The 24,981-nt window shown below is 44.2% G+C and carries 24 protein-coding genes and 1 other RNA gene; 8 read left to right on the top strand and 17 right to left on the bottom strand.

Features of this window, described 5'->3' with window-relative positions; all coding sequences use genetic code 11:
- Nucleotides 1–366: 366 nt before the first annotated feature.
- From P855_RS0116150 to tadA, 7 genes are all read right to left on the bottom strand, one after another.
- Nucleotides 367–621, bottom strand: a complete 255-nt coding sequence (locus P855_RS0116150) for a pro-sigmaK processing inhibitor BofA family protein (RefSeq protein ID WP_327084787.1) — start codon at nt 619–621, stop codon at nt 367–369.
- A 76-nt stretch (nt 622–697) separates the two neighbouring features.
- A complete protein-coding gene (locus P855_RS0116145; RefSeq protein ID WP_028784543.1) occupies nt 698–907 on the bottom strand; it encodes a DUF2508 family protein in 210 nt (69 codons plus the stop codon).
- A gap of 16 nt (nt 908–923) precedes the next feature.
- Nucleotides 924–1,520 carry a recombination mediator RecR gene (recR, locus tag P855_RS0116140; protein WP_028784542.1) on the bottom strand — a complete coding sequence of 199 codons (597 nt, stop codon included), beginning with the start codon at nt 1,518–1,520 and terminating at the stop codon, nt 924–926.
- 11 nt (nt 1,521–1,531) lie between these two features.
- Nucleotides 1,532–1,849, bottom strand: coding sequence for a YbaB/EbfC family nucleoid-associated protein (locus P855_RS0116135; RefSeq protein ID WP_028784541.1), 318 nt, complete (start codon nt 1,847–1,849; stop codon nt 1,532–1,534).
- Nucleotides 1,850–1,870: 21 nt separating this feature from the next.
- The gene (gene dnaX / locus P855_RS0116130) at nt 1,871–3,559 is read right to left on the bottom strand and encodes a DNA polymerase III subunit gamma/tau (protein WP_028784540.1); all 1,689 of its coding nucleotides are present in this window, start codon (nt 3,557–3,559) and stop codon (nt 1,871–1,873) included.
- Nucleotides 3,560–3,688: 129 nt separating this feature from the next.
- Nucleotides 3,689–3,954, bottom strand: an RNA gene (gene ffs / locus P855_RS21880) — signal recognition particle sRNA large type.
- A 44-nt stretch (nt 3,955–3,998) separates the two neighbouring features.
- The gene (tadA, locus tag P855_RS0116125) at nt 3,999–4,487 is read right to left on the bottom strand and encodes a tRNA adenosine(34) deaminase TadA (RefSeq protein ID WP_028784539.1); all 489 of its coding nucleotides are present in this window, start codon (nt 4,485–4,487) and stop codon (nt 3,999–4,001) included.
- Nucleotides 4,488–4,559: 72 nt separating this feature from the next.
- On the opposite strand from tadA, the gene P855_RS0116120 reads away from it, so the two are divergent.
- Both P855_RS0116120 and P855_RS0116115 read left to right on the top strand, forming a co-directional pair.
- Nucleotides 4,560–5,081, top strand: a complete 522-nt coding sequence (locus P855_RS0116120) for an isochorismatase family cysteine hydrolase (RefSeq protein ID WP_028784538.1) — start codon at nt 4,560–4,562, stop codon at nt 5,079–5,081.
- Between the two features lie 62 nt (nt 5,082–5,143).
- Entirely contained in the window at nt 5,144–6,433 is a 1,290-nt protein-coding gene (locus P855_RS0116115) for a glycoside hydrolase family 18 protein (RefSeq protein ID WP_028784537.1), read from the top strand.
- An 81-nt stretch (nt 6,434–6,514) separates the two neighbouring features.
- Here the strand turns inward: P855_RS0116115 and P855_RS0116110 are convergent, their stop codons facing one another.
- Nucleotides 6,515–7,282 carry a DUF3891 family protein gene (locus P855_RS0116110; RefSeq protein ID WP_028784536.1) on the bottom strand — a complete coding sequence of 256 codons (768 nt, stop codon included), beginning with the start codon at nt 7,280–7,282 and terminating at the stop codon, nt 6,515–6,517.
- Between the two features lie 201 nt (nt 7,283–7,483).
- Between P855_RS0116110 and P855_RS21585 the strand changes: the two genes are divergently transcribed.
- On the top strand, nt 7,484–7,783 hold the full coding sequence (locus tag P855_RS21585; protein WP_161628828.1) for a PH domain-containing protein: 300 nt from the start codon (nt 7,484–7,486) through the stop codon (nt 7,781–7,783).
- A gap of 318 nt (nt 7,784–8,101) precedes the next feature.
- Here the strand turns inward: P855_RS21585 and P855_RS0116100 are convergent, their stop codons facing one another.
- From P855_RS0116100 to P855_RS0116075, 6 genes are all read right to left on the bottom strand, one after another.
- Nucleotides 8,102–9,379, bottom strand: a complete 1,278-nt coding sequence (locus P855_RS0116100; RefSeq protein ID WP_028784535.1) for an exo-beta-N-acetylmuramidase NamZ domain-containing protein — start codon at nt 9,377–9,379, stop codon at nt 8,102–8,104.
- Between the two features lie 61 nt (nt 9,380–9,440).
- Entirely contained in the window at nt 9,441–11,561 is a 2,121-nt protein-coding gene (locus tag P855_RS0116095; RefSeq protein ID WP_028784534.1) for a glycoside hydrolase family 3 protein, read from the bottom strand.
- Between the two features lie 69 nt (nt 11,562–11,630).
- Nucleotides 11,631–13,331 carry a serine hydrolase domain-containing protein gene (locus P855_RS0116090; RefSeq protein WP_028784533.1) on the bottom strand — a complete coding sequence of 567 codons (1,701 nt, stop codon included), beginning with the start codon at nt 13,329–13,331 and terminating at the stop codon, nt 11,631–11,633.
- A gap of 776 nt (nt 13,332–14,107) precedes the next feature.
- Nucleotides 14,108–14,626, bottom strand: coding sequence for a type 1 glutamine amidotransferase domain-containing protein (locus tag P855_RS0116085; RefSeq protein ID WP_028784532.1), 519 nt, complete (start codon nt 14,624–14,626; stop codon nt 14,108–14,110).
- Nucleotides 14,627–14,700: 74 nt separating this feature from the next.
- Nucleotides 14,701–16,026 carry a lysine N(6)-hydroxylase/L-ornithine N(5)-oxygenase family protein gene (locus P855_RS0116080; RefSeq protein ID WP_028784531.1) on the bottom strand — a complete coding sequence of 442 codons (1,326 nt, stop codon included), beginning with the start codon at nt 16,024–16,026 and terminating at the stop codon, nt 14,701–14,703.
- 141 nt (nt 16,027–16,167) lie between these two features.
- Entirely contained in the window at nt 16,168–16,608 is a 441-nt protein-coding gene (locus P855_RS0116075) for an Rrf2 family transcriptional regulator (protein ID WP_028784530.1), read from the bottom strand.
- Nucleotides 16,609–16,829: 221 nt separating this feature from the next.
- Here P855_RS0116075 and hmpA point away from each other — a divergent pair, with 221 nt between their 5' ends.
- Entirely contained in the window at nt 16,830–18,068 is a 1,239-nt protein-coding gene (gene hmpA, locus P855_RS0116070) for an NO-inducible flavohemoprotein (protein ID WP_028784529.1), read from the top strand.
- Between the two features lie 49 nt (nt 18,069–18,117).
- Here the strand turns inward: hmpA and acsA are convergent, their stop codons facing one another.
- The gene (acsA, locus tag P855_RS0116065) at nt 18,118–19,830 is read right to left on the bottom strand and encodes an acetate--CoA ligase (protein ID WP_028784528.1); all 1,713 of its coding nucleotides are present in this window, start codon (nt 19,828–19,830) and stop codon (nt 18,118–18,120) included.
- A gap of 462 nt (nt 19,831–20,292) precedes the next feature.
- Here acsA and queF point away from each other — a divergent pair, with 462 nt between their 5' ends.
- Together queF and P855_RS0116055 are read left to right on the top strand one after the other, a co-directional pair.
- Complete coding sequence (queF, locus tag P855_RS0116060) at nt 20,293–20,790, top strand: preQ(1) synthase (protein ID WP_028784527.1); 498 nt, start codon at nt 20,293–20,295, stop codon at nt 20,788–20,790.
- Between the two features lie 50 nt (nt 20,791–20,840).
- Nucleotides 20,841–21,473, top strand: a complete 633-nt coding sequence (locus tag P855_RS0116055) for a queuosine precursor transporter (RefSeq protein ID WP_028784526.1) — start codon at nt 20,841–20,843, stop codon at nt 21,471–21,473.
- A 73-nt stretch (nt 21,474–21,546) separates the two neighbouring features.
- Here the strand turns inward: P855_RS0116055 and aldA are convergent, their stop codons facing one another.
- Complete coding sequence (gene aldA / locus P855_RS0116050) at nt 21,547–23,001, bottom strand: aldehyde dehydrogenase (protein WP_028784525.1); 1,455 nt, start codon at nt 22,999–23,001, stop codon at nt 21,547–21,549.
- 141 nt (nt 23,002–23,142) lie between these two features.
- On the opposite strand from aldA, the gene P855_RS0116045 reads away from it, so the two are divergent.
- Nucleotides 23,143–23,334, top strand: a complete 192-nt coding sequence (locus P855_RS0116045; RefSeq protein WP_028784524.1) for a hypothetical protein — start codon at nt 23,143–23,145, stop codon at nt 23,332–23,334.
- Here P855_RS0116045 and P855_RS21170 read toward each other — a convergent pair.
- Complete coding sequence (locus tag P855_RS21170; protein WP_037986149.1) at nt 23,324–24,235, bottom strand: DMT family transporter; 912 nt, start codon at nt 24,233–24,235, stop codon at nt 23,324–23,326. The genes P855_RS0116045 and P855_RS21170 overlap by 11 nt on opposite strands.
- Before the next feature lie 109 nt (nt 24,236–24,344).
- Between P855_RS21170 and P855_RS0116035 the strand changes: the two genes are divergently transcribed.
- Complete coding sequence (locus tag P855_RS0116035) at nt 24,345–24,935, top strand: hypothetical protein (protein WP_028784523.1); 591 nt, start codon at nt 24,345–24,347, stop codon at nt 24,933–24,935.
- Nucleotides 24,936–24,981: the final 46 nt, after the last annotated feature.

The following is a 24,981-nucleotide window of genomic DNA, read 5'->3' as shown; positions in this document are numbered from 1 at the left end:
TGCACTAAATAGTGCGTTGTTTTATTTCCTCATATAATGAAGAAATTGAATTGACGTACTGGTTGGTTCGTTCAGTTTTCAAAGATCAAATTGTTCCGCCGCTCAAATCGGCGACTTAATTAATATATCATGTGGTTGTTTTGATGTCAACAACTTTTTCATGATTTTTTGTTTGTTTCTCGTTGCCCGCCGCTCTCTTAAAGCGACAAGTAATAATATATCATGGTATTTTTAAGTACGCAATAGTTTTTTATGATTTTTTTAAATAAAATATAGAGAGATTCGGGAAGCGGGAAAATGACTCGCTAATTCATCCTTATCAACATACAAAAGTAAAAAGGCAGGGACAGTTTCCCCGCCTTTGTTCTACAGCACCCATAACTGAAGTGCTGTCAATGAAAGTAAACCAGGAACTCCGAGCACCCCAGTAATGACAGCTGTAAATAGATTGATTGGTATATGCAATCCGATGCTTGCACCAAATACATTTGCGAAAAACAATAATAAAACGCCTATCAACAGTTTCATACTGGCTAGTCCCACCCATTTCATCGGTTTAATCGGCGCTCCTAATACAAGAATTAATATAATCGCCAAAACCAGTCCGCCAATAACGATCACCGGATCCAAGGCAACCTCCCCCTTCGCTTGTCCTTTCTATTATTCATATGAACAGACCAAAGGGATTAGCACTTTATCAGGACAATGCGTTCAATTTACGATGTCTGGCTTCACGAAGTAAATAGAAATACTTCGCCTGCACTAGCGCGAGGTCGCACAAACCTTCTTCTGTGGGCTCAATGCTATGATCGATTATTTTTTTCAACTTCACCCAATCTTGTTTCAAATAATATATTTCCGAAAGAAGCTGTTGATCCATCACTTTTTTTATTTTCTTTCTTCTCAACTGTGCCACCTTCTTACTATAATTCTCTTCTTCCTTCCATCGCTTTGGAGAGTGTAACCTCGTCCGCATATTCTAAATCTCCACCCATCGGCAGGCCATGAGCCAGACGGGTAATTCGAATTCCGGAAGGTTTGACGAGCCTGGAAATATACATGGCCGTCGCTTCCCCTTCAATATTAGGGTTAGTAGCAAGGATCAGCTCCTCGACTCCCTCATCCTTCAGTCGGTTCAATAGACTCGGCACATTGATATCTTCTGGTCCGATTCCATCCATTGGGGAAATGGCGCCATGCAATACGTGGTATTTACCACTGAATTCTTTCATTTTTTCCATAGCGATGACATCTTTAGGGTCCTGGACTACGCAAATAAGTGAATTATCACGTGATTCATCCTGACAGATCGAGCATGGATCCTGATCGGTAATTTGACCGCAGACCGAGCAGTGTGTCAGTTCCCTTTTAGCATTAACTAAAGATTTGCCAAACTCCAAGACATCGTCTTCTTCCATCTCTAACACGAAAAAAGCCAGTCGGACAGCCGTTTTCGGACCTATCCCTGGCAATTTCGTAAAGCTATCGATCAGCTTGGAAATCGGTTCTGGATAATACATCTGAATTCCTCCTAGAACATACCTCCAGGCAAGCCTTGAGTGAATTGTCCCATTGTATCGTTTGTTTTATCATCTACTTGCTTCAACACATCATTGGTTGCTGCAAGAATCAAATCCTGAAGCATATCGACATCATCCGGGTCAACAACTTCTTCATTGATTTCTACATCTGTAATTTCCTTTTTCCCGTTTGCCACAACTTTAACCATTCCGCCTCCGGCTGTAGCTTCGAAAGTCATTTCATGTAATTCTTCCTGTGCCTTCATCATCTTCTTTTGCATTTTTTGCATTTGTTTCATCATGTTGTTCATATTTCCTCCACCACGCATGGTAATTCCTCCTTCAAATTTTTAATCATGTATTTCTATTAAATCATCACCAGCAAGCTTACGTGCTTCTGTGATTAATGGATCTTCTTCCTCTTCCCCGCTGCCAACTTCTCTATTATCAGCTTCTTCATTTTTCTGTTTCCGAACATATTCTTCCCTTAATTCCTGCCATTTAGGTTCAGGTATCGGGATGATTTCTACCGCTTTTCCGATGAAATCAGCTAACAGCGGTTCGATTGTTTGCTTATGTTCCATAGCGAGCGAACAATGGATTTCATAACGGAATGCTAACACCAGTCCTTTGTCAGAAGCTGCCCTTGGTTTACTATTTAATAACGTCGCATGGGCAGGGGCGTTGTTCTGCTTCAGTGCTTCCATGAAGTTTGCCCATTTAGAGTGAACATGCTTGATTTCTTCCTTAGAAGCTTCATTCAGAACAAGGCGGATCCGTTCATATGGTACTTTGAATCCGTTACGGCTGCTTCTCGGCTGTGTGCGCCTTGGTTCTGGAGAAGAAGTCTGTGCCGAAGCAGGGTTCTGCTTCAACTGCTTCAACTCGTTCTCCATCTCATCCAGCCTTCTCATCAGTCGCTGGACCGTTTCTGATTCAGCAGGCTGTGCAGCTGGCTGGCTGTCTACGAGGTTAAGCATAGCTATTTCTATGAATACCTTCGGACTGGTCGACCATTTCATTTCCTGCTGACACTTATTCAATTCCTTGATGGCTTGTTGAATCCAACCTGGCTCTGTACTTTCAGCCAGCTGCCTGAATTGCTCATCAGGAATCGCCCTTTCTAAATTATCCGCCAGATCCGGCGCACTTTTATATAGAAGCAAATCCCTCAAATAATAAATCAAATCAAATACGAAACGTCCCGGATCTTTTCCCTGCTGAATCAAGTCATCAACATGCTGCAAGGCTTGTTTCACATCATGTTCCTGCAATGATTCTATGACTCCGGTTAATTTTTGCTGGGACACAGAACCAGTGACAGCAAGCACATCCTCAATGGTAACCTCTTCATCACTATAAGAAATCGCCTGATCCAATAAACTCAAAGCATCACGCATACCGCCTTCTGCTGTCAGCGCAACGACTTCGAGTGCTTCCCGGGAGACCTGGATACCTTCCTGGCTGATGATCTTCTCCATCCGCTCGACCATCGCCTGTTGTGCTATCCGTTTGAAGTCAAAACGTTGACAACGGGAGATGATTGTCAAAGGGATTTTGTGCGGCTCGGTCGTCGCCAAAATAAAGATCACATGCTTCGGCGGCTCTTCCAATGTCTTTAGTAATGCATTGAAGGCCCCGATTGACAACATGTGCACCTCATCGATGATATATACCTTATACTCCACCACACTTGGAGCGTATTTTACTTTATCGCGGATTTCCCGGATCTGTTCGACTCCATTGTTCGATGCAGCATCGATTTCTATCACATCTGAAATGGAGCCATCCTGGATGCCGAGACATGCAGCACATTCATTACAAGGTTCTTTAGCTGGAGAACGTTCACAGTTGACTGCTTTCGCAAATATTTTCGCCGCACTGGTCTTCCCGGTACCACGGGGTCCTGAAAAAAGATAGGCATGCGAAAATTTATCCTGCATGATCGCATTCTGCAACGTCCGGGTGATATGGGTTTGTCCAACGACGTCTTCAAAAGTTCGCGGACGCCAAACACGATATAATGCCTGATAGCTCATACTACCGTTCTCCTTTGGATAGTTTCTCCCCTATTATACCTGAATCCCATATCAGATGAAAACACACGGGGCTAAAAATAATATAAAAAAACTCACCTGAGTTTCAGGTGAGTTCTCCATTATGTAATGCCGCGCACCCATCTTCGATGGAGCGGCCCTAAGCGTTACTCAAGCTCATGGCTCGACCCAGGCACTCCCGCGGCACACGGGAGGGTCAGCTTACTGCTGCTTCCTTCCGGACCTGACAGGATTCGCTGGTTCCCGTTGCGCAGGACCTGGGTGTCAACACCACTTACTTGAGGCAGACCTTAAGGCCGCACCACCTCGGATGGGGATTCGGCCTCGCTATAGCGGATTGCGAGTACAGGGCACCGCTACCTCCCCGCTTAGCACGGCATATTTCAGTATAACGAGTTTCATCAGAAAATGCAATCCAAAATTAATGTAAATCTTTGGATTCTTTCACTCTTTTCTTTTGTTCGCGCAGCTGCTTGAAAAAATCGGAAAGCATTTGCCCGCAAGTTTCTTCTTCTACGCCATTCACTACAACCGCCTGATGATTAAACCGTTCATCCTGCAACAAATTCATCAACGTTCCTGTACATCCCGCTTTCGGATCCGGCGCTCCGAAAACCACCCGGGGAATCCTGGCTTGTAAAATGGCACCTGCACACATGGGGCAAGGTTCCAAGGTGACATACAGCGTACAGTCTTCCAGTCTCCAGCTGCCAAAAATATTGTTCGCCCGTTCGATAGCGATGAACTCAGCATGGGAGGAAGCAAGCTGGCTCGTTTCTCTGAGATTATAGCCCGAAGCAATGATTTCACCATCTTTGACAATCACAGCTCCAATGGGAACCTCTCCAGCAGCTGCTGCTTTCTTAGCCTCTTGAATCGCATATTGCATCCATTTTTGATCTTCATTCATTTTCATCACACTTTTCTTCATTATTTAGCCTGTCATCGAGCAGAATATAAGTTAAAGAAGGAGGAATCCCATATGAGTGCTCCAGAACAGTCTGCACTTATCTATATTGATGTCATCAATGATTTCCAATTCACCCATGGCAAAGAACTGCTTAACCAGACTTACCGCATCTTGCCAGCTATGAAAAATTTGAAGGTATACGCCCGCGCTAACGGGATTCCCATTATCTATATCAATGACCATTATGCATCCTGGCGGGCAGATCTGCAACAAATCTTCCAGCACTGTTTAAATGACGATAACCAAAAACTATTAGAGGCGATCCGTCCGGAGGAAGGAGATTATTTTTTAATAAAACCGAAACACTCAGGTTTTTATCAGTCTTCCTTACAATCTTTACTTTATGAACTTGGTGTCAAACGACTGATTTTAAGTGGTATCGCAGGGAATATATGTGTCTTATTCGATGCTTACATGAGAGAGTACGAGTTATGGGTTCCTGAAAATGCAATCGCCTCCAATGACCCGAACGATAACCAATATGCATTGACGATGATGGAAAATGTTTTGAAGGCAGATGTTTCCCCTATCTAATCATAAACCCTCCCTGAAGAGTCATAAACTGATAAAGGAGTGATTTGGAAGGGAGTGAGAGCATGCAGATTTATGTAGTGAAAAGTGGAGACAGTTTATTTACTATTGCAAATACCTTCAATATAACCCCCCAGGCAATCATTGAAGCGAATGAACTGGAGACACCTGGTAATCTTGTTGTCGGCCAGGCGCTTGTGATACCGATTACCGGTCAATTTTATACGGTTCAGGCTGATGACAGCTTATATACGATCGCCAGGCGGTTCAATACGACGGCCCAGCAGCTGGCAGAGGTGAATCAAATCCCTCTGGATGCCAGCCTGCAAATCGGGACCAGGTTATATATCCCCCAGCAGCCGAAGGTAAGTGCAGCATTCAATGCTTACGTAGAGCCTTCCGGCGGTCAGGTATCACAAGCATTGGAAACTGCAGCCAGAAGAAGGAGCCCATTATTGACCTATTTGTCTCCATTCAGCTATCGTGTACAGCCAGACGGCAGTCTGGAGGCGCCCCCGCTTGATGATTTCCAGCAGATTGCACAAAACAGTACGGCATCACTGATAATGGTTGTCACCAATTTGACCGACGACGGTTTTAGCGCTGAACTTGGCAGGACGATTTTAACCGATGAGAATGTCCAAAATACCTTGCTGAATAATATCATCACTACCGCACAACAGGTCGGGTATAAAGATATCCACTTCGACTTTGAGTTTTTGCCTCCAGAAATGGCCCAGGATTACAACAACTTTCTCCGTAAGGCAAAGGAACGCTTGAGACAGGAAGGGTTAATGATTTCCACGGCGCTGGCGCCAAAGACAAGTGCGGAACAAAAAGGCGCGTGGTATGAAGCGCACGATTATGGTGCGCATGGTGAAATTGTAGATTTTGTTGTATTGATGACCTATGAATGGGGATACAGCGGAGGTCCTCCAATGGCAGTAGCCCCCATCGGTCCTGTGCGGGAAGTGGTCGAGTATGCTTTGACGGAGATGCCGGCGGAAAAAATATTCCTGGGCCAAAATTTATATGGATATGATTGGACACTTCCTTTCGTAGAAGGAGGGGAATTCGCCAAAGCAATCAGTCCTCAGCAGGCAATTCAGCTGGCAAGGGAAAATAATGTGGCGATAGAATATGATGAGGAAGCACAGGCACCGTTTTTCTTTTATCAGGACACCGAAGGAAAACGACATGAAGTATGGTTCGAGGATGCCCGCTCAATTCAAACAAAATTCGATTTAGTAAAAGAACTTGGATTGAAAGGGGTAAGTTACTGGAAATTAGGGCTGTCCTTTCCACAGAATTGGGCGTTGATCGAGTCACAATTCAATGTTGAAAAACTAAGCTGAACACCTGGCTGTCTCTTACCAAAAAAGGCGCCCCTTTTGGTGGAGGCAGCCATTTTTTATAAGACTATTTCTATTTTTCTATTACTTTCCTGGAACGATTTTTACATGACGGTACTCGATATCAGCCTGGTCCCATGCATGTTGGATCCCTTTGTTATCAATTGCTTCCATAGTGACCAGCCGGTATGGAACAGCCAATTCAAACGGACGTTCGAATGGAAATGGATCTACAGAAACCGTATATTTGTCCAGCCAGTGAGAAATCATTCCCTGAGGAGCGAAATCGAATGTTTGTCTAAATCCATTTTTAAACCAGGACAACTCCTCTTCTTTGGAAACACCAGGCTCCTGCATGCAAATATAAAGGGAGAGATCGTCACAGAATTGTAGGCGTTTGAAATGGAGGTCATAAAGATACCTCGGCACTTCTAAATCCATTTGTTTTTTCAAACGGTGCCGTCGTTTTTGTTCATGATCAAGGAAATGCTTAATATCCGGATCGTGGGAATCTTTTGGAAAAAAAGAGCTATAATGCCGGCTGCACAGCACACCTGCATAGTAAGAATCTTTTTCTATATCATCAATCCCATGGACATAAGCATCCAGCTTTTCTTTCAACGGGTAATCGACAAAAGTATAAGGACGATTTTCATCCTTGTTCCATTTAGGATGTTTATCTAAAGGAATCCAGGCACGGTCGTGCTGACCCACTGCCCAATCCGCCAGCTTACGTAGCTTTGAACGCATAATGAAATCCTGTTTCCAGTGATCAACAAGCTCTCCTGAAGCCAGAGCATGGTCATGCTGGGCCATCATAATGAAGTTATCTCCTGATTGGTTGACAATCATCGCTTATCCCTCCTGAATAATTGAAACTAAAAACCTGTCTATTTCGTATCTTATGTATATCCTTGTTATAGCAGAAAATTGTGAGGTGTACCAGATGAATTTCCAAGTAAAAAAAACCCATTCCTCGTCATGCTGGTAATTCTTCTTTTGCCTTTAGGATTATTAGGAATTTATACGGATCCCGATGAAGGATGGATTGGTATGATCATTATTGTTCCGATTGCAGGACTGCTTCTTTGGGCGTTATTTCAATCATACCACGAAGTGACTGATGACGCTTTCATCGCACATTTCGGTCCAATCAAAAAAAGAATACCTTTAAGAGATATCAGAAGGGTCAACTACAGTTATAATCCGTTGTCGAGTCCTGCCTGGACGCTCAAACGTATGGAAATCACCGACCACAGGCACCGCTCTTATCTGTTATCGGCACCAGAAGATGAACAAGCATTACGTGATTTATTACAACAGCGCTGTCCCCATGCCACAATCTCGATATGAAAACAGCTGCCATGACCCCGTCGGGCCAGGCAGCTTCTGTTTTACTTATAGGCTCTGTTAAACATTGTTGTTGATTTTTCCCATAACAGGCTTATTCAACAATAGGGCCGGGAAATTACGAGACTCCTATGGGATGAACATGAGCGGTGAGAGCCTGCAAGGCGAAGCCTGAGGAAGCTCACTCCATGCCCATGGAAAGCGAGTGATTTCCCGGACCTCGAAACGCTCATAACCATTAACGGAAACAGTTTCTCTCGAAACTGAGTCTTCAATTAAGGGAAGCTTAACTGTAAAAATCAACACGGATATTTAACAGCCCTATTTATAAAGTAAATAGTCTTCGCGGATCTCTTTGAAATCCTCCAATCCGTCTTGCCATTGGGATTTGATTTCTTCGATGCTCTGTCCTTCTTCAATCGCTTCTCTGATCCATCCATTTCCGACCAATAAGTCAAAGAAGGAAACCCCTTCACTGTTTTCAGCGCGGAATTGGAAGTCTTCCGGATACATATCATGAATCGTTTTCACAAGCGCAAGACCTGTCTCGACCGGCTGGAAGATTTTCTTATTGGTGACATGAATCTGGACCCCATGAGAAAGAGTGCCTTTATGCTTCGAGAACATAGGGGTAAACGAAGCCGCACGGAAAGTCACTCCCGGCAGTTCCAGCTCGTTCATTGCTGCAGCTAAGTCTGTGCTATCAATGAACGGAGCGCCGATCAATTCAAATGGCTGCGTCGTTCCACGGCCTTCGGAAACATTTGTGCCTTCAATCCAGGCAGCACCAGGATACACTAAGGCTGTATCAAGGGTAGGCATATTCGGAGAAGGAGCGACAAACTCAAGCGGTGTTTTATCATAGTACATATGACGTTTCCATCCGTCCATCTCCACTACTGTCAAGTCTGCCCCGATATCATGCTCTTCGTTGAAATACTTTGCCAACTCCCCAACTGTCATACCGTGTCGGAGCGGAATCGGGTAATTACCGACAAACGATTTATATTCCATATCCAGGACAGGACCTTCTACCTTACTTCCGCTGATCGGATTCGGTCTATCCAAAACGATGAATGGGATATCATTTTCCTGGGCCGCTTCCATAGCGTAAGCCATAGTATAAATGTACGTATAGAAACGAGTTCCGACATCCTGAATGTCAAACAGCAGCACATCAATACCTTCTAACATTTCCGGCGTAGGTTTTCTTGTCTTGCCATATAGGCTGTAAACAGGAAGCCCTGTTTTTTCATCAATATAGTACTCGACATATTCGCCGGCCTGGGCACTGCCACGCACGCCGTGTTCCGGTCCGTACAATGCTGTCAACTCAACATCCTCATCATTATGAAGTAAATCTACTATACTGTTCAGTTCCTGGTCGACTCCTGTTGGGTTCGTGATCAACCCCACTTTTTTCCCTTCAATCAAATCCTTCTGGTCATTCAACAATACTTCTACCCCAAGCTCAAATTGATTGTCCTTTTCATTGCCGTAACCATGTCCCTTACCTTTTCCGTTATTATCCGCCATGGCAATCGACAATGTCGATAGGATGAGCAGCGTCGTCACAATCGAAATCAACCACTTTTTCATTAAATCCCCTCCCTGAAATTATTTTTATATTAATGAACCGGGCGCACGAAGCGCCCAGCAATCAATAATTCAAACCATGTCCAAATTCATAAAGTGGTGTGCCATTGTCCCCGGGTATCTGTACAGGCAGTTTTCCTGTAGGGGCATTTTCACCGAAAATCGTTGCGGCTGTGGCTTCAAAGCTCGCTGTCCTGAAGCCATACTGTGCTAGATAAGCATCTATATTGGGGTAAGCCATGATGTCATACGGATTTCGGATACCGACTCCGATAACAGGAGCGTCCGTTTCATTCATGATCGTATTGACCAGCTGCATTTGCGGATGGCTTGCCGAACGGGAATACACATTGTAAGAGTAGGTACCGACAATCACTTTATCCGCATCCTTGACGATTGCCAGCTGCCCAGGTGTTAAGGTACTGCCGTCTGGTGCGATTACAGTAGTATTCGCATGGTGATTTTTAACTGCCTCCCCTAACGAATCAACAAAGCTACTTCCAACTACCACTATCTTTTCATCTTGAGATGACTGAAGTGGAAGTACATCGTCATTTTTCACCAATGTGATGGAACGATCAGCCGCTTCCTGTTCCACTTGTTTGTGACTGTAAGATCCTACCACCTGCAACGCATTTTCCACTTTTTCATCGATTGGCTGCGGCTGCTCCTTTTTGATAATCCCGCGTTTTACTTTAAGCGTTAAAATTCTTTCTACTGAATTTTCAATAGTAGCTTCTGAGATTTCTCCAGAATCGACCGCTTCGAGGAGTCCGTCTGCTACTTCCTCAAGACCGACTGGCATCAGCACAATATCTGTTCCTGCTTTCACTGCACGAATGACGGCGTCGACAGGACCAAAATGATCAGCAATCGCCTTCATATTCAATGCATCTGTGATAATCACGCCTTCATAACCCATTTCTTCACGCATCAAACCGGTCAACACTTTAGGAGAAAGGGTGGCAGGCAAGGCAATCTCTTCGCCCGTCTTTTGAGAAACAACCTTCGTATCATCAATTTTAGGGAACGTGACATGTGCGGTCATAATCGCATCTATTCCAGCTTCCATCGCTTTCTGAAAAGGATACAGTTCTACTTTTTTCAGCCGTTCTTTATCGTGGGGCACTTCCGGAAGCCCGAGATGAGAATCGACAGCTGTGTCTCCATGACCCGGGAAGTGTTTAGCCGTTGCAGCTACACCTGTACTTTGCAGGCCTTCCGTGTATGCGAGCCCCATTTCGGCTACCAATTCAGGATCTCCACCGAACGAACGGACACCAATTACCGGATTATCAGGATTATTATTTACATCCATGACCGGTGCCAGATTCATATTGATGCCTAAGGATGCCAGCTCTTCTCCAATTGCCTTTCCAACGTTTTGAGCGATATCGGCAGAGCGCGTTGCACCCAAGGCCATGTTGCCAGGCATATCGGTCCCTGACTGCAGACGGGTAACGATACCGCCTTCCTGATCAATCGTCAAAAGCATGCCATATTTCTCTGCTGCCTGCTGGTATGCTGTAACCAGCTTCGCTGTTTGTTCCGTTGTTACCACGTTCTCACGGAACAAGATGACACCGCCAAGATGGTATTCTTTCACCAGTTGTTCTATTTCCGGAAGCATCTCTGTCACATTCTCGCCTTCCCACTTACGGAAATCAGGCATCAGCATTTGTCCTACTTTCTCTTCTAAGGACATGTTCTCGATCGCATGGCTGATGATATCATAGCGGCTGCCATCTTCCTTCTTAAGCCTTGCTTCAGATTCCGGCTTCCCTCTGGTACCAGCCGCTATAGCCACAGGCTTGTAATCAATGGCGATCCGGTCTTCGTATGTGCCGTCGCTGACCTTAATGAAAGTCCTCCCGTTTTGCCCGGTCATCGTAACCGTGCCATCTTCGTCAACCGTTGCTACATTCTTGTTCGTAGATGTCCAGGTCAAATCTTGAGAAACGCCCATAAAATGCCCAGCTTCATAAACATGTAAAGCATGCAGCTTTAGCTGTTCACCATCAACACCCTTCTCTACCTGTGGGACATTCTCGAGTAAGACCAGGTCTTTGACGCCTTCATGATCAGCAGCTGCCACTTCTTTTGCCGGCACCCCGATCATCAAATGGGACAGAACCAGCACAGATGCCAATAAAGAAAACAGCCACTTATTACGCCTCTGCTTCATTCAGCTTCCTCCTTGTGTAAAATAGTCTTTCTTACCAGGTGTAAATTATGAAGAGCACTTTAGGGAATCTTAATAGTTTCTAAGCAGCCACCCTTCACCTGAAAACTCCGGCGTGAGGATGTCTCCATCTGCAAGCTTCAGTTCCAGATTTTTTACATACCAGCCACGGCCATTGGTATAGCTGTCTGTCTGGTAGCGGAATCTTACCTGCTGGGTACCAGCCGGCAAGTTTATTTCTAACTGATGCCAGTCTTTGTTCCCGGTAAACACTTCTCCGACCTGCTCCCAATTCTCACCGTCCGTTGTAACTTCAATGAATCCTTTATCATATCCCGCTTCAATCCGGTGCCAGGTATCAAACGTTAATACGGCTGACTCATCAAGCTCCACTTCTGCTGTCAACGTCCGGTTCAGTTGATCCCCATATCCAGCAAACCAGGCGTCCTTTTTGTCCGGTATCGTAACCGGGATGGCATCTGCCACCAGTCTGGCAAATGGACGTCGTGCAACATTTGTAGATACCGTTGCCCTTGTCGGATGGACACGATTGGTAAGTAAAATTGCGATGGTATCATTGTTTTGGCTTACAGCTATCGATGTTCCGGTATAGCCGGTATGACCAAGTGTAGAACTGCCGGATAAAGCATCCATATACCACCCTTGCTGCAGTTCCCATCCAAGTCCATGTTCATCGCCGGGAAATTGCGGAATTTGATTTTCCGTTAGTAATTTGACTGTTTCGGGCTTCAGGATTTTCGTACCGCCATATGATCCTTCATTAAGATACATATGGGCGAATGTTGCCAGATCCTTGGCAGTAGAAAATACACCGGCATGTCCTGCTACTCCATCAAGTGACCAGGCATTTTCATCGTGCACTTCCCCCCAAACGATTCCACGGTCCGTCCATGGCTGGTATTCTGTCGCAGCGATTCGCTCTTTCAAAGATGCCGGAGGATTGTACATCGTATCTTCCATGCCGAGAGGCTCGGTGATATTTTCTTTGACATAATCATCCAGGCGTTGACCTGACAGGCGTTCGATTAAAATACCCAGCGTGATCATGTTCAGGTCACTGTATGTATAAGTGGTTCCTGGTTCATTAGCCAGCGGGCGTTCCAATACGTATTGAAGCCTGTCCTCCCTGTCCCCTTCCTGAGTGTAAATGGGCACCCACGGAGTGAATCCGGAAGTATGCGTCATCAGTTGTCGAATGGTCACTTCTTCTTTTCCATTTACTGCAAATTCAGGAATATGCTTGGCAACAGGATCATCCAATTGGAACAAACCTTCTTCATACAATTGCATGGCTGCTGTGGTGGTAAACACTTTACTTATGGATGCCATGTCAAAAATCGTATCTTTTTTCATAGCTACCGGATGATCCATAAGTGTACCTTGATCATCTTCATATAAGGCGGCATGACCGTAGGCTCCATGCTGGACAATGTGACCCCTGCGAGCTACGAAGGTGACAGCGCCAGGCATGACACCTGCTTCGATCTTGCTCTCGATCAAACCGGTAATGGACTTCAGCGGAGCCTGTACCATACCTGCCCCTCTCACCGAACCAGTATGCAAAACCGGTGATACGGGACCCGGCTTATTCCAGGTAAACACCGGATGAGCACTCCGGAGACTATTCTTTTTACCCTTCTGTTCAATTGTCGGCTCGGGCGGTCTATTGTCTTCTGCCTCCACTCCGAATCCTGCGAACATGGAAGCACCCAGTACCGTTACTAAAGCAAGTTTCATAACTTTCTTTTTCATTTCTTTCCTCCTCTTTCAAAGAATTAATTTTGTCGAATAAAAGCGATGGAAAAGGCTTACAGTAATCTATTTGTAGCGTAACGGAGGTAATATATAGTTGTCTATACCACATAAGTCATAAATTTCAGAAAAAATAGTACTTACGTCACGATAGAATGGTTTTATTTTAGGAAGTATTATTTTCATAAGACGATTATTCAACTAAAAGGCCGGATTATGGAAGACTGGGTCCGTTACCGAGACAGTGGAAAGGGTGGCTGGGAAACGATTCGCTTTCCTGTGGGGGAGCTGGCAAGCCTCCTCGGTCGTTTCACGACCTGTGGGGTCTCGCCTAGCCCCTTCTCCCACGGGAGTCTCACCGTTTCCCTGCCACCTTGTGCATATTTTGATGAACGAACCCTACGTTGTGAGAAGATATCTTCCACATTTACTGCATAAAAAGCCCAATGATTCAGGACATAAGCTCTTTTCAGCTGTTAAGTTGGTGGTTCCGCATACCGATGTTTCCGTTTCTCTTATAGAGGTAAGGAGGGCCGGGAAATTGCGAGACTCCTGTGGGATGAACATGATAGGTGAGATCCCGCAAGGCGGAGCCTGAGGAAGCTCACCACATGCCCTCGGAAAGCGAGTGATTTCCCGGACCTCCAAATGCTCATATCCGTAACGGAAGGGAGCTTTAACTGTAAAATCAACAATAAGGTTTAACAGAACCCTAATAAAAAATACCTGCGAGACCTTGATTGGCCCGCAGGTATTGATACCATCACTGTGTTATTTTATTTACCAAGAAGCTTCAATGATTCACGATTGAATGCTGGCAGGTCATCGGGATTACGGCTTGTTACCAGCTGATCCTGGCAGACGACAACTTCTTGATCCTGATAATCAACACCGGCATATTCCATGTCAACAGCAATGGATTTGAAGCCTGTCGCTTTGCGGCCTTCCAGTGTCTTCGCTGTAATTAGCAGCTGTGGACCATGGCAAATAGCGAATACTGGTTTCTCTTCATCCATGAAATGTTTCGCGAATTTCACAAAGCGTTCATCACCGCGAAGCTGATCTGGTGAAAATCCTCCCGGTAAGAACAAGGCATCAAAATCTTCCGGTTTTACTTCATCGATCCCTTTATCGATTTTAACCGTTTCTTCTCCCTGTTTCCCTGTTACTTCTTTCCCTGCTTCCTTTTCAATCGTCACTACCTCATGACCTGCTTCTTTAAATTGTTTGGCAGGATCCGTATATTCAACATCTTCAAACATATCCGTTAATAAGCATGCTAATTTTTTACTCATACAAAAATCCTCCTTCATTTTTATTTTTCTGTTTTAATGAAGTCACATTTCTGTTTTACCCGTGTATGGCTGAATTAAACGTACTTGTCATCCTCTTCCATAGTAAACTGTTGAAAAATGGTATCGCGATTATTCTGGTAAATTTCTTCGCCGGCAATTTTATTTATGATTTCTACGTTTCGTTGGACCGCTAATCCAAGGTTTGTAGCGCCTGCTCCATGGGAGTGAGTCAAATTGGTGGCGACAAAAAAATGATGATCCCTTTCATCATTGAAGTCAAGTCGATAATCACGTGTGACACGATAACGCTTCTTGTCCTCCCACTTGATTTGCTCCTTAAAGCGGTTCATAAACCAATCCGGAAGATGTGGGGTATATCCGGTAGCCAACACTACTTTTTCCGTAGAATATTCAAAATCAGTTTCATTCTGCCACTGACGGCATTTAAGGATATAGTGGTCTCCGTCGGCTTCGATTGCTTTCACTTCTGTCATCGGCTGGATGGTTACACGTGCTTTTTTATTGCCAGTCGATTTGTGATAAAGCGTTTTATAGAGTTCTGTCAGCGTATCAGGATCGATACCTTTGCGCAGATTTCCTAATAAATCCAGCGAATCTTTCCTTTTTTCAAACGGAAGTTCATGAAAATAATCGACATAATCCGGAGAAAAGAATTCCTGGCCAAGCTTGGCACTTTCCAGCTGGAACAGACCAGAAGAGCGAGTGAATAATGTCAAGTGCATATTATCCCGGTATTCTTGTTCCTGCAGAAGATCCAGAAGGACCTCTGCAGCACTTTGGCCGGAACCAACGACGGTAACGTGGCCGGAAGAAAGCAACTCTCCTTTTTGATACAGATAATTACTGGTATGGAGTACGTCTTCTTCAGGGAACCCTTCCATTCCATCCAGCACCAGCGGCTTGCTTCCCGTACCCATGACGACATGTTTTGCCCGGAAGCTTTTCATTTCACCGCTTTCTACTGCTTTAACCACTACTTCATAATGAGCTTCTTCTGCCTGATTATGATCGATGACATCTACCACCTCATGCCCGAACATCAGACCTTCCAGCTTTTCAACCACCCATTTTAAGTAATCATTATATTCCTGGCGCGGAACTTTGAATTCACTGAAAAAGAAAAATTGAAACATCCGATTCTGGTGGTGAAGATAGTTCAAATAAGTATAAGGACTTGTTGGGTCTGCCAATGTCACTACATCAGCAAGGAAAGGTACCTGAAGGTTCATTTTTTCGATCATCATGCCAGGATGCCAGTCAAAAGCAGCAGTCTTATCAAAGAACAAACCTTCAAGATCTGTTTTCTCCAGCAAAGCAGCTAAACCCAGGTTATACGGTCCAACTCCGATACCAATGACATCATATATTTTTCCCGTGATAAGCTATCCCTCATTTCTTTCTATAACATTTTCACTTTCATTAGAGTACTCTCCCCATATCATGTTCTGCACTTTATTAGTAATACATTCAAGAGAAAAGTAACGGATAAAAAGAAAACCGCCTGAAGGAAGGCGGCATATTTAATCGGCAATATCCATCAATTGTCTGAGCCTGCTTTTGTTACTTAATAAATCCTGCAGGGTGTATTCATCGAGAATTTCCAGAAATGCTTCAAGCGCATCATTCAATACATGTTTCAGTTTGCAGGCTGGTGTAATGACACAGTGATCAGAACCACGGTCAAAGCATTCCAACAGGATAAAGTCATCTTCCATTTTTCTCACCACATCCCCGACATTGATCTCTTCCGGGTGCTTAGCCAGTCTGATTCCACCTGACCGCCCCCTGATTGTCTTCAGCATGTCCAGCTTGTTCAACTGATGGACAATCTTACTCAGGTGATTTTCAGAGATATCGAAGACTTTCGAAATTTCTTTGATGCTCGCAAGCTCTCCTTCTGGTTTCGAAGCTGTATATATAAGCACACGAAGCGCGTAATCCGTATATTTTTTCAGACGCATATAGCATACTCCTTAAATAGTTTACTTTTTATTATCGTATCACAGGTATATAACCGTTGTCTTATTTGTAAACTAAAATGTTTCATGTGAAACAGTTAACCAAATTGTCACAAAAACATGCATTTTTAATATTGCTTTAGTGATTATAATGTTTAACAATAAAGGTACATGGAAAATGCATCTTTAAATCCCACTAACTTTTTAAAAGGAGTTTTTTTATTATGTCTACAGAAACACTACCTAAACTTGATGAGCAGACGATTGCTACGGTTAAAGCGACTGTGCCTGTACTTGCTGAACATGGCGAACAGATTACTACAAGATTCTATCAAATGATGTTTGAAGCACACCCGGAGCTGAAAAATGTTTTCAATATGACACACCAGAAAGAAGGAAAACAGCCACGTGCGCTTGCTAATGCCGTCTATGCTGCCGCGCAGTATATCGATGATTTAAGCGCCATCATGCCTGCAGTCGAAAAGATCGCACATAAGCACCGCAGTATGAATATCGTGCCGGAACAATATCCGATTGTCGGAAAATATTTATTGCTTGCTATCAAAGACGTACTTGGTGATGCGGCTACTGATGATATCATCAATGCCTGGGAAAAGGCTTATGGAGTTATCGCAGAGGCGTTCATTCAAGTGGAAGCAGACATGTATAAAGAAACCGCCGAAGAGATTGGTGGATGGGTTGGCTACCGCGACTTTGAAGTGATTGATAAGGTGAAGGAAAGTGATGTCATTACATCCTTCTACTTGAAACCGGTCGATGGAGGAGCATTACCAGGCTATAAACCAGGTCAATATTTGACCATTCAGGCGAAAATGCCTAATGAGCAATATGATCAATTACGCCAGTACAGCCTTTCTGACGCCCCTGGAAAAGGCTATTACCGGATCAGTGTTAAACGCGAAGAAGGGATAGAACAGCTTCCGGAAGGAAAAGTCTCTAACTTCCTGCACAAGCACGTGAGTGAAGGGGATGTCATTCCTGTAAGCGCACCTGGCGGAGACTTCTTCCTGGATACGGATTCCACAAAACCGCTGGTACTGATCAGTGGAGGCGTCGGGCTGACACCGATGATGAGTATGCTGCAGACAATTATTAAGGAACAAATCGACCGGGAAGTCCACTTCATTCATGCTGCACGTAACGGCAGTGTCCATGCATTGAAGCATGATATGAAAATGGCCGGGGAAGAATATCCAAACATTAAAACTTATATCGTCTATGACACACCTACAGAAGAAGATATGAAAGAAAAAATCCATGCAAAAGAAGGATATGTCGACCTTGAATGGCTTCAATCCATTGTTCCGCAGGATTCTGATTTCTATTTCTGTGGACCAGAAGGATTTATGAAAGCGATCTATGGTGCTTTGAAAGAATGGAACGTACCGATGGAACAGATCAATTATGAATTCTTCGGCCCTCAAGGTGATTTGGAAAAATAATCATCAAAAAAGGTGCCTGCAGTAACGTTGCAGGCACCTTTTTTATTGCTTATTCTTCTAGTGTAGAAGTGTCTCCTGTCGGAAGTCCCAGCTCCCAGGATTTAAGGAGACGACGCATGATTTTACCGCTTCGTGTCTTCGGAATCGTATCCTTGATTTCGATTTCACGAGGAGCTGCATGCGCACTCAATCCTTTTTTGACGAATTGACGGATATCCTCGAGCAACTCATCAGACTCTTCATACCCATCGTTCAAGGTGATAAACGCTTTGATGATTTCTCCGCGTTCCGGGTCCGGTTTCCCGATAACCCCTGCTTCCGCTACTGCTTTATGTTCAATCAGTTTACTTTCTACTTCAAATGGTCCGACACGCTCACCGGATGTGTTGATGACATCATCCAGGCGTCCCTGGAACCAGAAGTAGCCATCTTCATCCATATAAGCACTGTCACCGGAAACATACCAGTCACCAAGGAAGTAGCTTTCATACTTGCCCGGGTTCTTCCAAACAGCGCGCATCATGGATGGCCAGCCTTTTTTCAGCGCAAGGTTACCCATCCGGTTTGGAGGCAGCTCATTTCCATCATTATCGACGATAGCCGCTTCCGTGCCAGGGAAAGGTTTACCCATAGAGCCTGGACGAATATCCATAGCCGGATAGTTACAAATCATCATACCTCCGGTTTCCGTCATCCACCATGTATCGTGGATACGCAGGTTCAACGCCTTCCTTCCCCATGTAATAACCTCCGGATTCAATGGTTCACCCACACTCAATACGTGGCGCAATGAAGAAAGGTCATGTTTCGATGCTATTTCTTCTCCAGCGCTGACGAGCTTACGGAAGGCTGTCGGTGCTGAGTACCATACCGTTACATTATACTTATCCAGGGTGCCATACCAATCATCCGGGCTGAAACGGCCACCGCGGATCACATTGGTAACGCCGTTAAGCCAAGGTGCGAAAATACCATAGCTTGTACCAGTTACCCATCCTGGATCGGCAGTACACCAGTAAGTGTCATCTTCTTTCAGATCCAATACCCATTTACCAGTTTGATAGTGTTGCAGCATAGCATTGTGGACATGATAGACACCTTTTGGTTTTCCGGTAGAACCTGAAGTATAGTGAAGCAGCATACCATCTTCCAAGTCGACCCATTCGATGTCAAAATCCTTGGAAGCCTGCTCCATTTCTTTATGATAATCAATATAATTACCATTTTCCGGTACATCCCCGACAAGGACGATCTGTTTCAGATTAGGCAGGTCGTCCACTGGCACTCGATCCAATAGTTCCGGAGTCGTGACAAGCATGCTTGCCTCACTGTCTTCCAGACGGTCGCGTACGGCCTGTTCCATGAATGCCTCAAATAGTGGCCCTGCAATGGCACCAGTTTTTAAGATTCCTAGAAATGCGGCGTAGAATTCCGGACTTCTGTGCATGAATAAGAAGACTCGGTCGCCTTTATTGACGTTATATTTTTTCAGTACATTCGCGAATTGGTTACTTTTGAATTTCAAGTCCTCAAATGTCAATTTCTCTTCACGATTAGGAGCCGAATAAATCAAGGCTGTCTGGTCTTTCTTATCAGGGTTATCTGCATGGCGGTCGATTGCCTCATAAGCGATGTTTACTTTACCTGTGTCACTCCAAGAGAATTGACTCTTCACACTATCCCATTGGAATTGATCATATGCTTCTTTGTAGTCTTTCATGTTGTGATTGCCTTCACGTGCTGGAATTGGTTGCATGTCCATAGAATCACCTCATTTAAAATTTGTAAACGGTTTCTTACTTAAGTAAAAAAACACCTGCATCACTTATGTTTGCCAGATACCCTAATTTGGATTTTTCTAAAAATTCGTGAATTACTTTTTATTTTAGAATACTTCGGCACAGTTTTAAAGTGATAAGGGACAACTTTTGTCAGATTGGTGAAAAAGCATCACTTAAACATACTATTTATTGACAGATTCAGTATGGAGCTCTATAATAAGTAAGGTTACAAATAAATAAAATCCGTAACACACGGGAGAGGTTCTTAGCGACACCCTCGATAAAAAACTAAGGATATATGACGATACAGACCATATCCCTTAGGGTATGGTCTTTTTTTGTACTTTAAAAAAGTTTAATTTTGTTAAAAGATTAAAGTATAAGAAAAGACGCGGCAAGCCGTTTTTTTATAAATAGATACAAGTATAGAGGAGGGAATCAACATGGCTGGACGTAAAGATGAAGATTTAAAAGAGTTATCCTTATTGGGCAGTCAAGGGACGAATTATTCCTTTGATTACGACCCCGATGTACTGGAGACATTCGATAACCAGCATCCGAACCGGGATTATTTTGTAAAGTTCAATTGCCCGGAGTTCACGACGCTTTGCCCGAAGACAGGACAGCCTGACTTTGCGACGATTTATATCAGCTATATTCCAGATGAGAAGATGGTCGAAAGCAAGTCACTGAAGCTGTACCTGTTCAGCTTCCGAAATCATGGTGGTTTTCATGAAGATAGTGTCAATATCATTATGAACGATTTGATTGCACTGATGGATCCGCGCTATATCGAAGTATGGGGCAAATTCACACCAAGAGGCGGCATTTCCATTGACCCGTATTGCAACTACGGAAAGCCAGGAACGAAATTCGAGCAAATGGCAGAACAAAGGCTTTTCAACCATGATCTATATCCTGAAAAAATCGACAACCGTTAACCGAGGGTACCGTTTAGAAATTTGCTCCCTTTAATAAGGAGAGGAATCATATGTTCATTTATTTGAATGCATTATTTGTAGGTTTATTGATTTTAGCCAATATTTTAGGCGTTAAGCTGTTCTCTGTCGGAGGCTACGTCCTTCCTGCCGCTGTCATTGTTTACGTCATCACTTATTTGATCACCGATGTTATTGGCGAAGTATATGGCAAGGAAGCAGCAAAGAAAACAGTGCAGGCCGGCTTTTTCACCCAGGTGATCGCGCTTCTATTCATTTTTGTGGCGATACAGCTTCCGGCTGCCCCTTTTTTCCAATCACAGGCGGAATTTGAAACGATTCTCGGCGGCAGCTTCCGTGTCATGCTGGCGAGCCTTATTTCATATGTCGCCAGTCAAAATTTCGATGTCTTCATCTTCCATCGATTAAAGAAAAAGCATGGGGAAAAGAAGCTGTGGCTTCGGAACAACTTGTCGACGATGTCGAGCCAGTTGATCGATACCATAGTCTTCATTACCATTGCCTTTGCCGGCACGATGCCGACAGCGGCTTTGTCAGGTATGATCGCTACGCAGTATGTATTTAAATTCCTTGTTGCAGCCATCGATACCCCAATCGCCTACCTGCTGGTGAATGCAGCTAAAAAAGATAAGCAAAAAATCCAGTTAGCAGAATCCATGAAATAATAGAATCCCAGCAGTATCTATAACTGCTGGGATTTTTATATTTGCTAATTTTTGATCAAAAACCGCAAATCTTTTATTGTTTATCGTCTTTGTACTGCATGTAGACAGTTTGGGTGACGAGAAAATCTTCCACGCCATGCTTGCCATCAGCGCCCCCAAGTCCGGATTGTCTCATTCCGGCATGATACCCCTGGACTGCTTCGAAGTTTTCCCGGTTGATGAACGTTTCACCAAACTTCAGCTCATTCACGACACGCATCGCTTCATGGTAATTTTCCGTATATACAGAAGAAGAAAGGCCATAAACGGTGTCGTTGCCCATTTCAATCGCTTCATCCAGGGTGGAGAAAGTAGTAACCGGGATGACGGGACCAAAAATCTCTTCCTGGATTATCTCCATATCCTGTTTGACGTTTTTCAAGATGGTCGGCTTATAGAAGAATCCTTTATCAAATTCCTGCGGCCGTTCGCCGCCAGTCACAACTTCTGCGCCGGCATCCACAGCGTTGGTGACCATCTCTTCAACAGTTTCCCTGCGGTCTTCACTTACTAATGGACCGACATCTGCTTTTTTGTTCTGCAGCGGATCGCCAATGGTTACAGCTTCGATTTTCTCTTCCAGTATTTCCAGGAATTCTTCTGCTACATTTTTATGGACATATACCCGTTCTGCATTTGTACATGCCTGGCCGTTATTGGCAAGGCGGGACAATTTAATGTTTTCGGCGGCAAGTTCAAGGTCAGCGTTTTCTGTGACAATGGCTGGTGCCTTCCCGCCTAACTCCAGATTCACTTTCGTAATGTTTTGAGCTGCTGCCTCCATAACCTTTGTACCTGCCGGAATGCTTCCTGTCATCGTCACCATATGCACTTTCTCATGAGAGGCAAGCGCATTACCGATTTCAGATCCTGTTCCAGTTACCAGGTTATAGACACCGTTTGGAATTTCACTCATACCATCGATGATTTTCGTGAATTCCATCGCGGTGTTTGGCGTCTGCTGACTCGGTTTCAAAACGATCGTACAGCCGGTAACGAGTGCGGTCGCGACTTTACGCGCCAATATGAACATCGGAAAATTCCACGGCACAATACCGCCAATGACCCCGATCGGCTTTTTGTAAATGTGGATATGCTCATTCTGGCGGTCACTTGGTACGATTTCGCCTTCAATTCGACGTGCCCATTCGGACATGTAACGGAAATAATCAATGGCAAGATCAATTTCTCCGCTCGCCAGCTCATAATCTTTCCCTTGCTCCTCCTGCAAAAGCTCGATGAACCGATCGCGTTTCGCTTCGATTCGGTCACCGATTTCACGTACGATTTTTCCCCGTTCAATATTAGGCTTCAGCTCCCACTTTTTTTGGGCATTAAATGCAGCTTTGACAGCACGATCGATATCTTCCTTCTTGCCACGAGGTGTCTGTGAGATCACCTCTTCTGTTGCCGGATTGATAATATCGAGCCATTCGTCTCCTGTAGATTCAATATATTGACCATCAATGTATAGTTTATGGGTTTGCAAGATAATCCTCCTTATAATCAGGTATTGCTGATGTACATTATCTTCCACCCAAAGTCCTGTCTTAAACACGTGTATCGGCTCATGTTCTTTTCCAACAGTTACGTTATACTTTGAATAACCATTATATTGGGGTGACTTCACATGGGCCAAAAAAATATGATTTCCTGGATGTTTGTTTCCGTAGGGATTATTAATGCGCTTACCGGTGCCGTCATGTGGTTTGTCATCAATGAGAAAATCATCAGCTTCATCTTCATAGCCTCAAGCGTGATTTTTTTGTTGGCAGGAAGGGTTGCATGGAGTGAAAATCACGGAGAGGAAGCTAAGGATTAGCTTTCTCTCCCTTTTTTTGTCTTTTATTCCGGGTGGTCATATAAACGCCTCCTAACACGAGAGCCCCTCCCAGAAACTGCGCTGACGTCATTGCCTCGCCTAAGAAAACCAATGCCATGATCGCTGTAACGACTGGAATCAAATTTAAGAATACAGATGCTTTGGAAGGTCCGATCATAGCAACTGCCTGATTCCAGGCCAGCAAGGCTATTACAGCAGGAAACACCCCTGTATAAAGTACACTTCCAGCCACTTTTGCTGACCAGTCGATGGCAAAGCCGTCCGGGATCCATTCCAGTATCGCGGCTAACACAAGCAGTGTTCCATTTCCCATAGCCAGCATAAATAACAAGCTGCCATACATCGGAAACCTGGACCCATGGTTATTGACTAACAGCGAGTAAAACGCCCAGCTTATTACTGCTGTAAGCATGATTAAATCCCCTATATTGAAACCCAGCTCAAGGAGAACCTCCAAAGATCCTTGCGTGATAATATAAAGTACTCCTGAAAAAGAAACGATGACCCCCACTACCTGCAAGCCCGAAAACCTTTCCCTGAGAAACAAAAAGCTGAGTACCATGGCAACCGATGGGGTAAGCGCCTCAACAATCGATGCATTGATAGTGGTTGTATAGTTCAATGATGTATAAACCAGCGCGGGAAACAGCACAACGCCGGTCAGCGCCATTCCATACAGCGCTTTCCAATTTTTTAACATTAATGGCCGGGCATATTTGAACTCTTGTCTTGCAAAGACCAACAGCACCAGCAAGGCTATTAGCGTACGGAACCAGGCTAAAGTAAACGGGGCGATTTCCTCCGTTGCAACTTTGCCGGCAATGAAATTTCCAGAAAATAAAATGATTGCGACCATGACGAAAGCATACGCTTTCCACATCGGCTGGCACCTGCCTTTCCAAATGGAAAAATAAGGTTGTTAAAACCACTGTTTGACTATATAATGAGTTAAAATTAATTTTTATAAATTCTATATAGGAGATTAGCTTATGTATGGTTATGACCAGGAATCGCAATGGACTTATCTGACCATTGGAATTATCATTATAGCATTCATGCTCAGCATCCTTGCCCCAATCACTTTAATGACCATCCTGCAGGATATGTTCCACTTTTCGAGAAGTCATTGGATTTTCATGGCTCCTATTTCCGCCTATATTATGTTTGGATCAGGCTTTGTCTGGATCGGACTCATGTTGATATTGTTTCTGATCTTGCAATCAAAGCGTGAAAAATCCCCTGTCTGGGTACTTATCACAGGAATTCCTGTCGCTTTTCTATTTCTTGTTTTATCGCTCAACAATTATTTTTATTTTCAGGATGATGGGATCACCTACAACCCGATTTTCTCCATTTCTCCCCAACATTTTCAGTGGGAAGATATTAAAGAAATCAACCAGATCTATGATAAAAGTGAAGGAACCATTTTCTTAAGAGACATGAATTTTCAAATGAAAAATGGCGAAGAAATCACTTTCAACTATCGTCCGGAATTTTGGGAGCACCAGGATAGCATCTTAGCTAAGGCCAAAGAAGCCGGGGCTGTGATGACAGATAATCTGGCTGAACTCAAAAACTGACTGGCCGCTTCCACAATATCATACAAGCGCATGCAGAGATTCAAAA

Source organism: Thalassobacillus devorans MSP14 (assembly GCF_000496835.1).
GTDB lineage: Bacteria > Bacillota > Bacilli > Bacillales > Halobacillaceae > Thalassobacillus > Thalassobacillus devorans_B.
The sequence above is the reverse complement of the archived record's forward strand: the minus strand, read 5'-3'. Positions and strand labels throughout refer to the sequence as shown.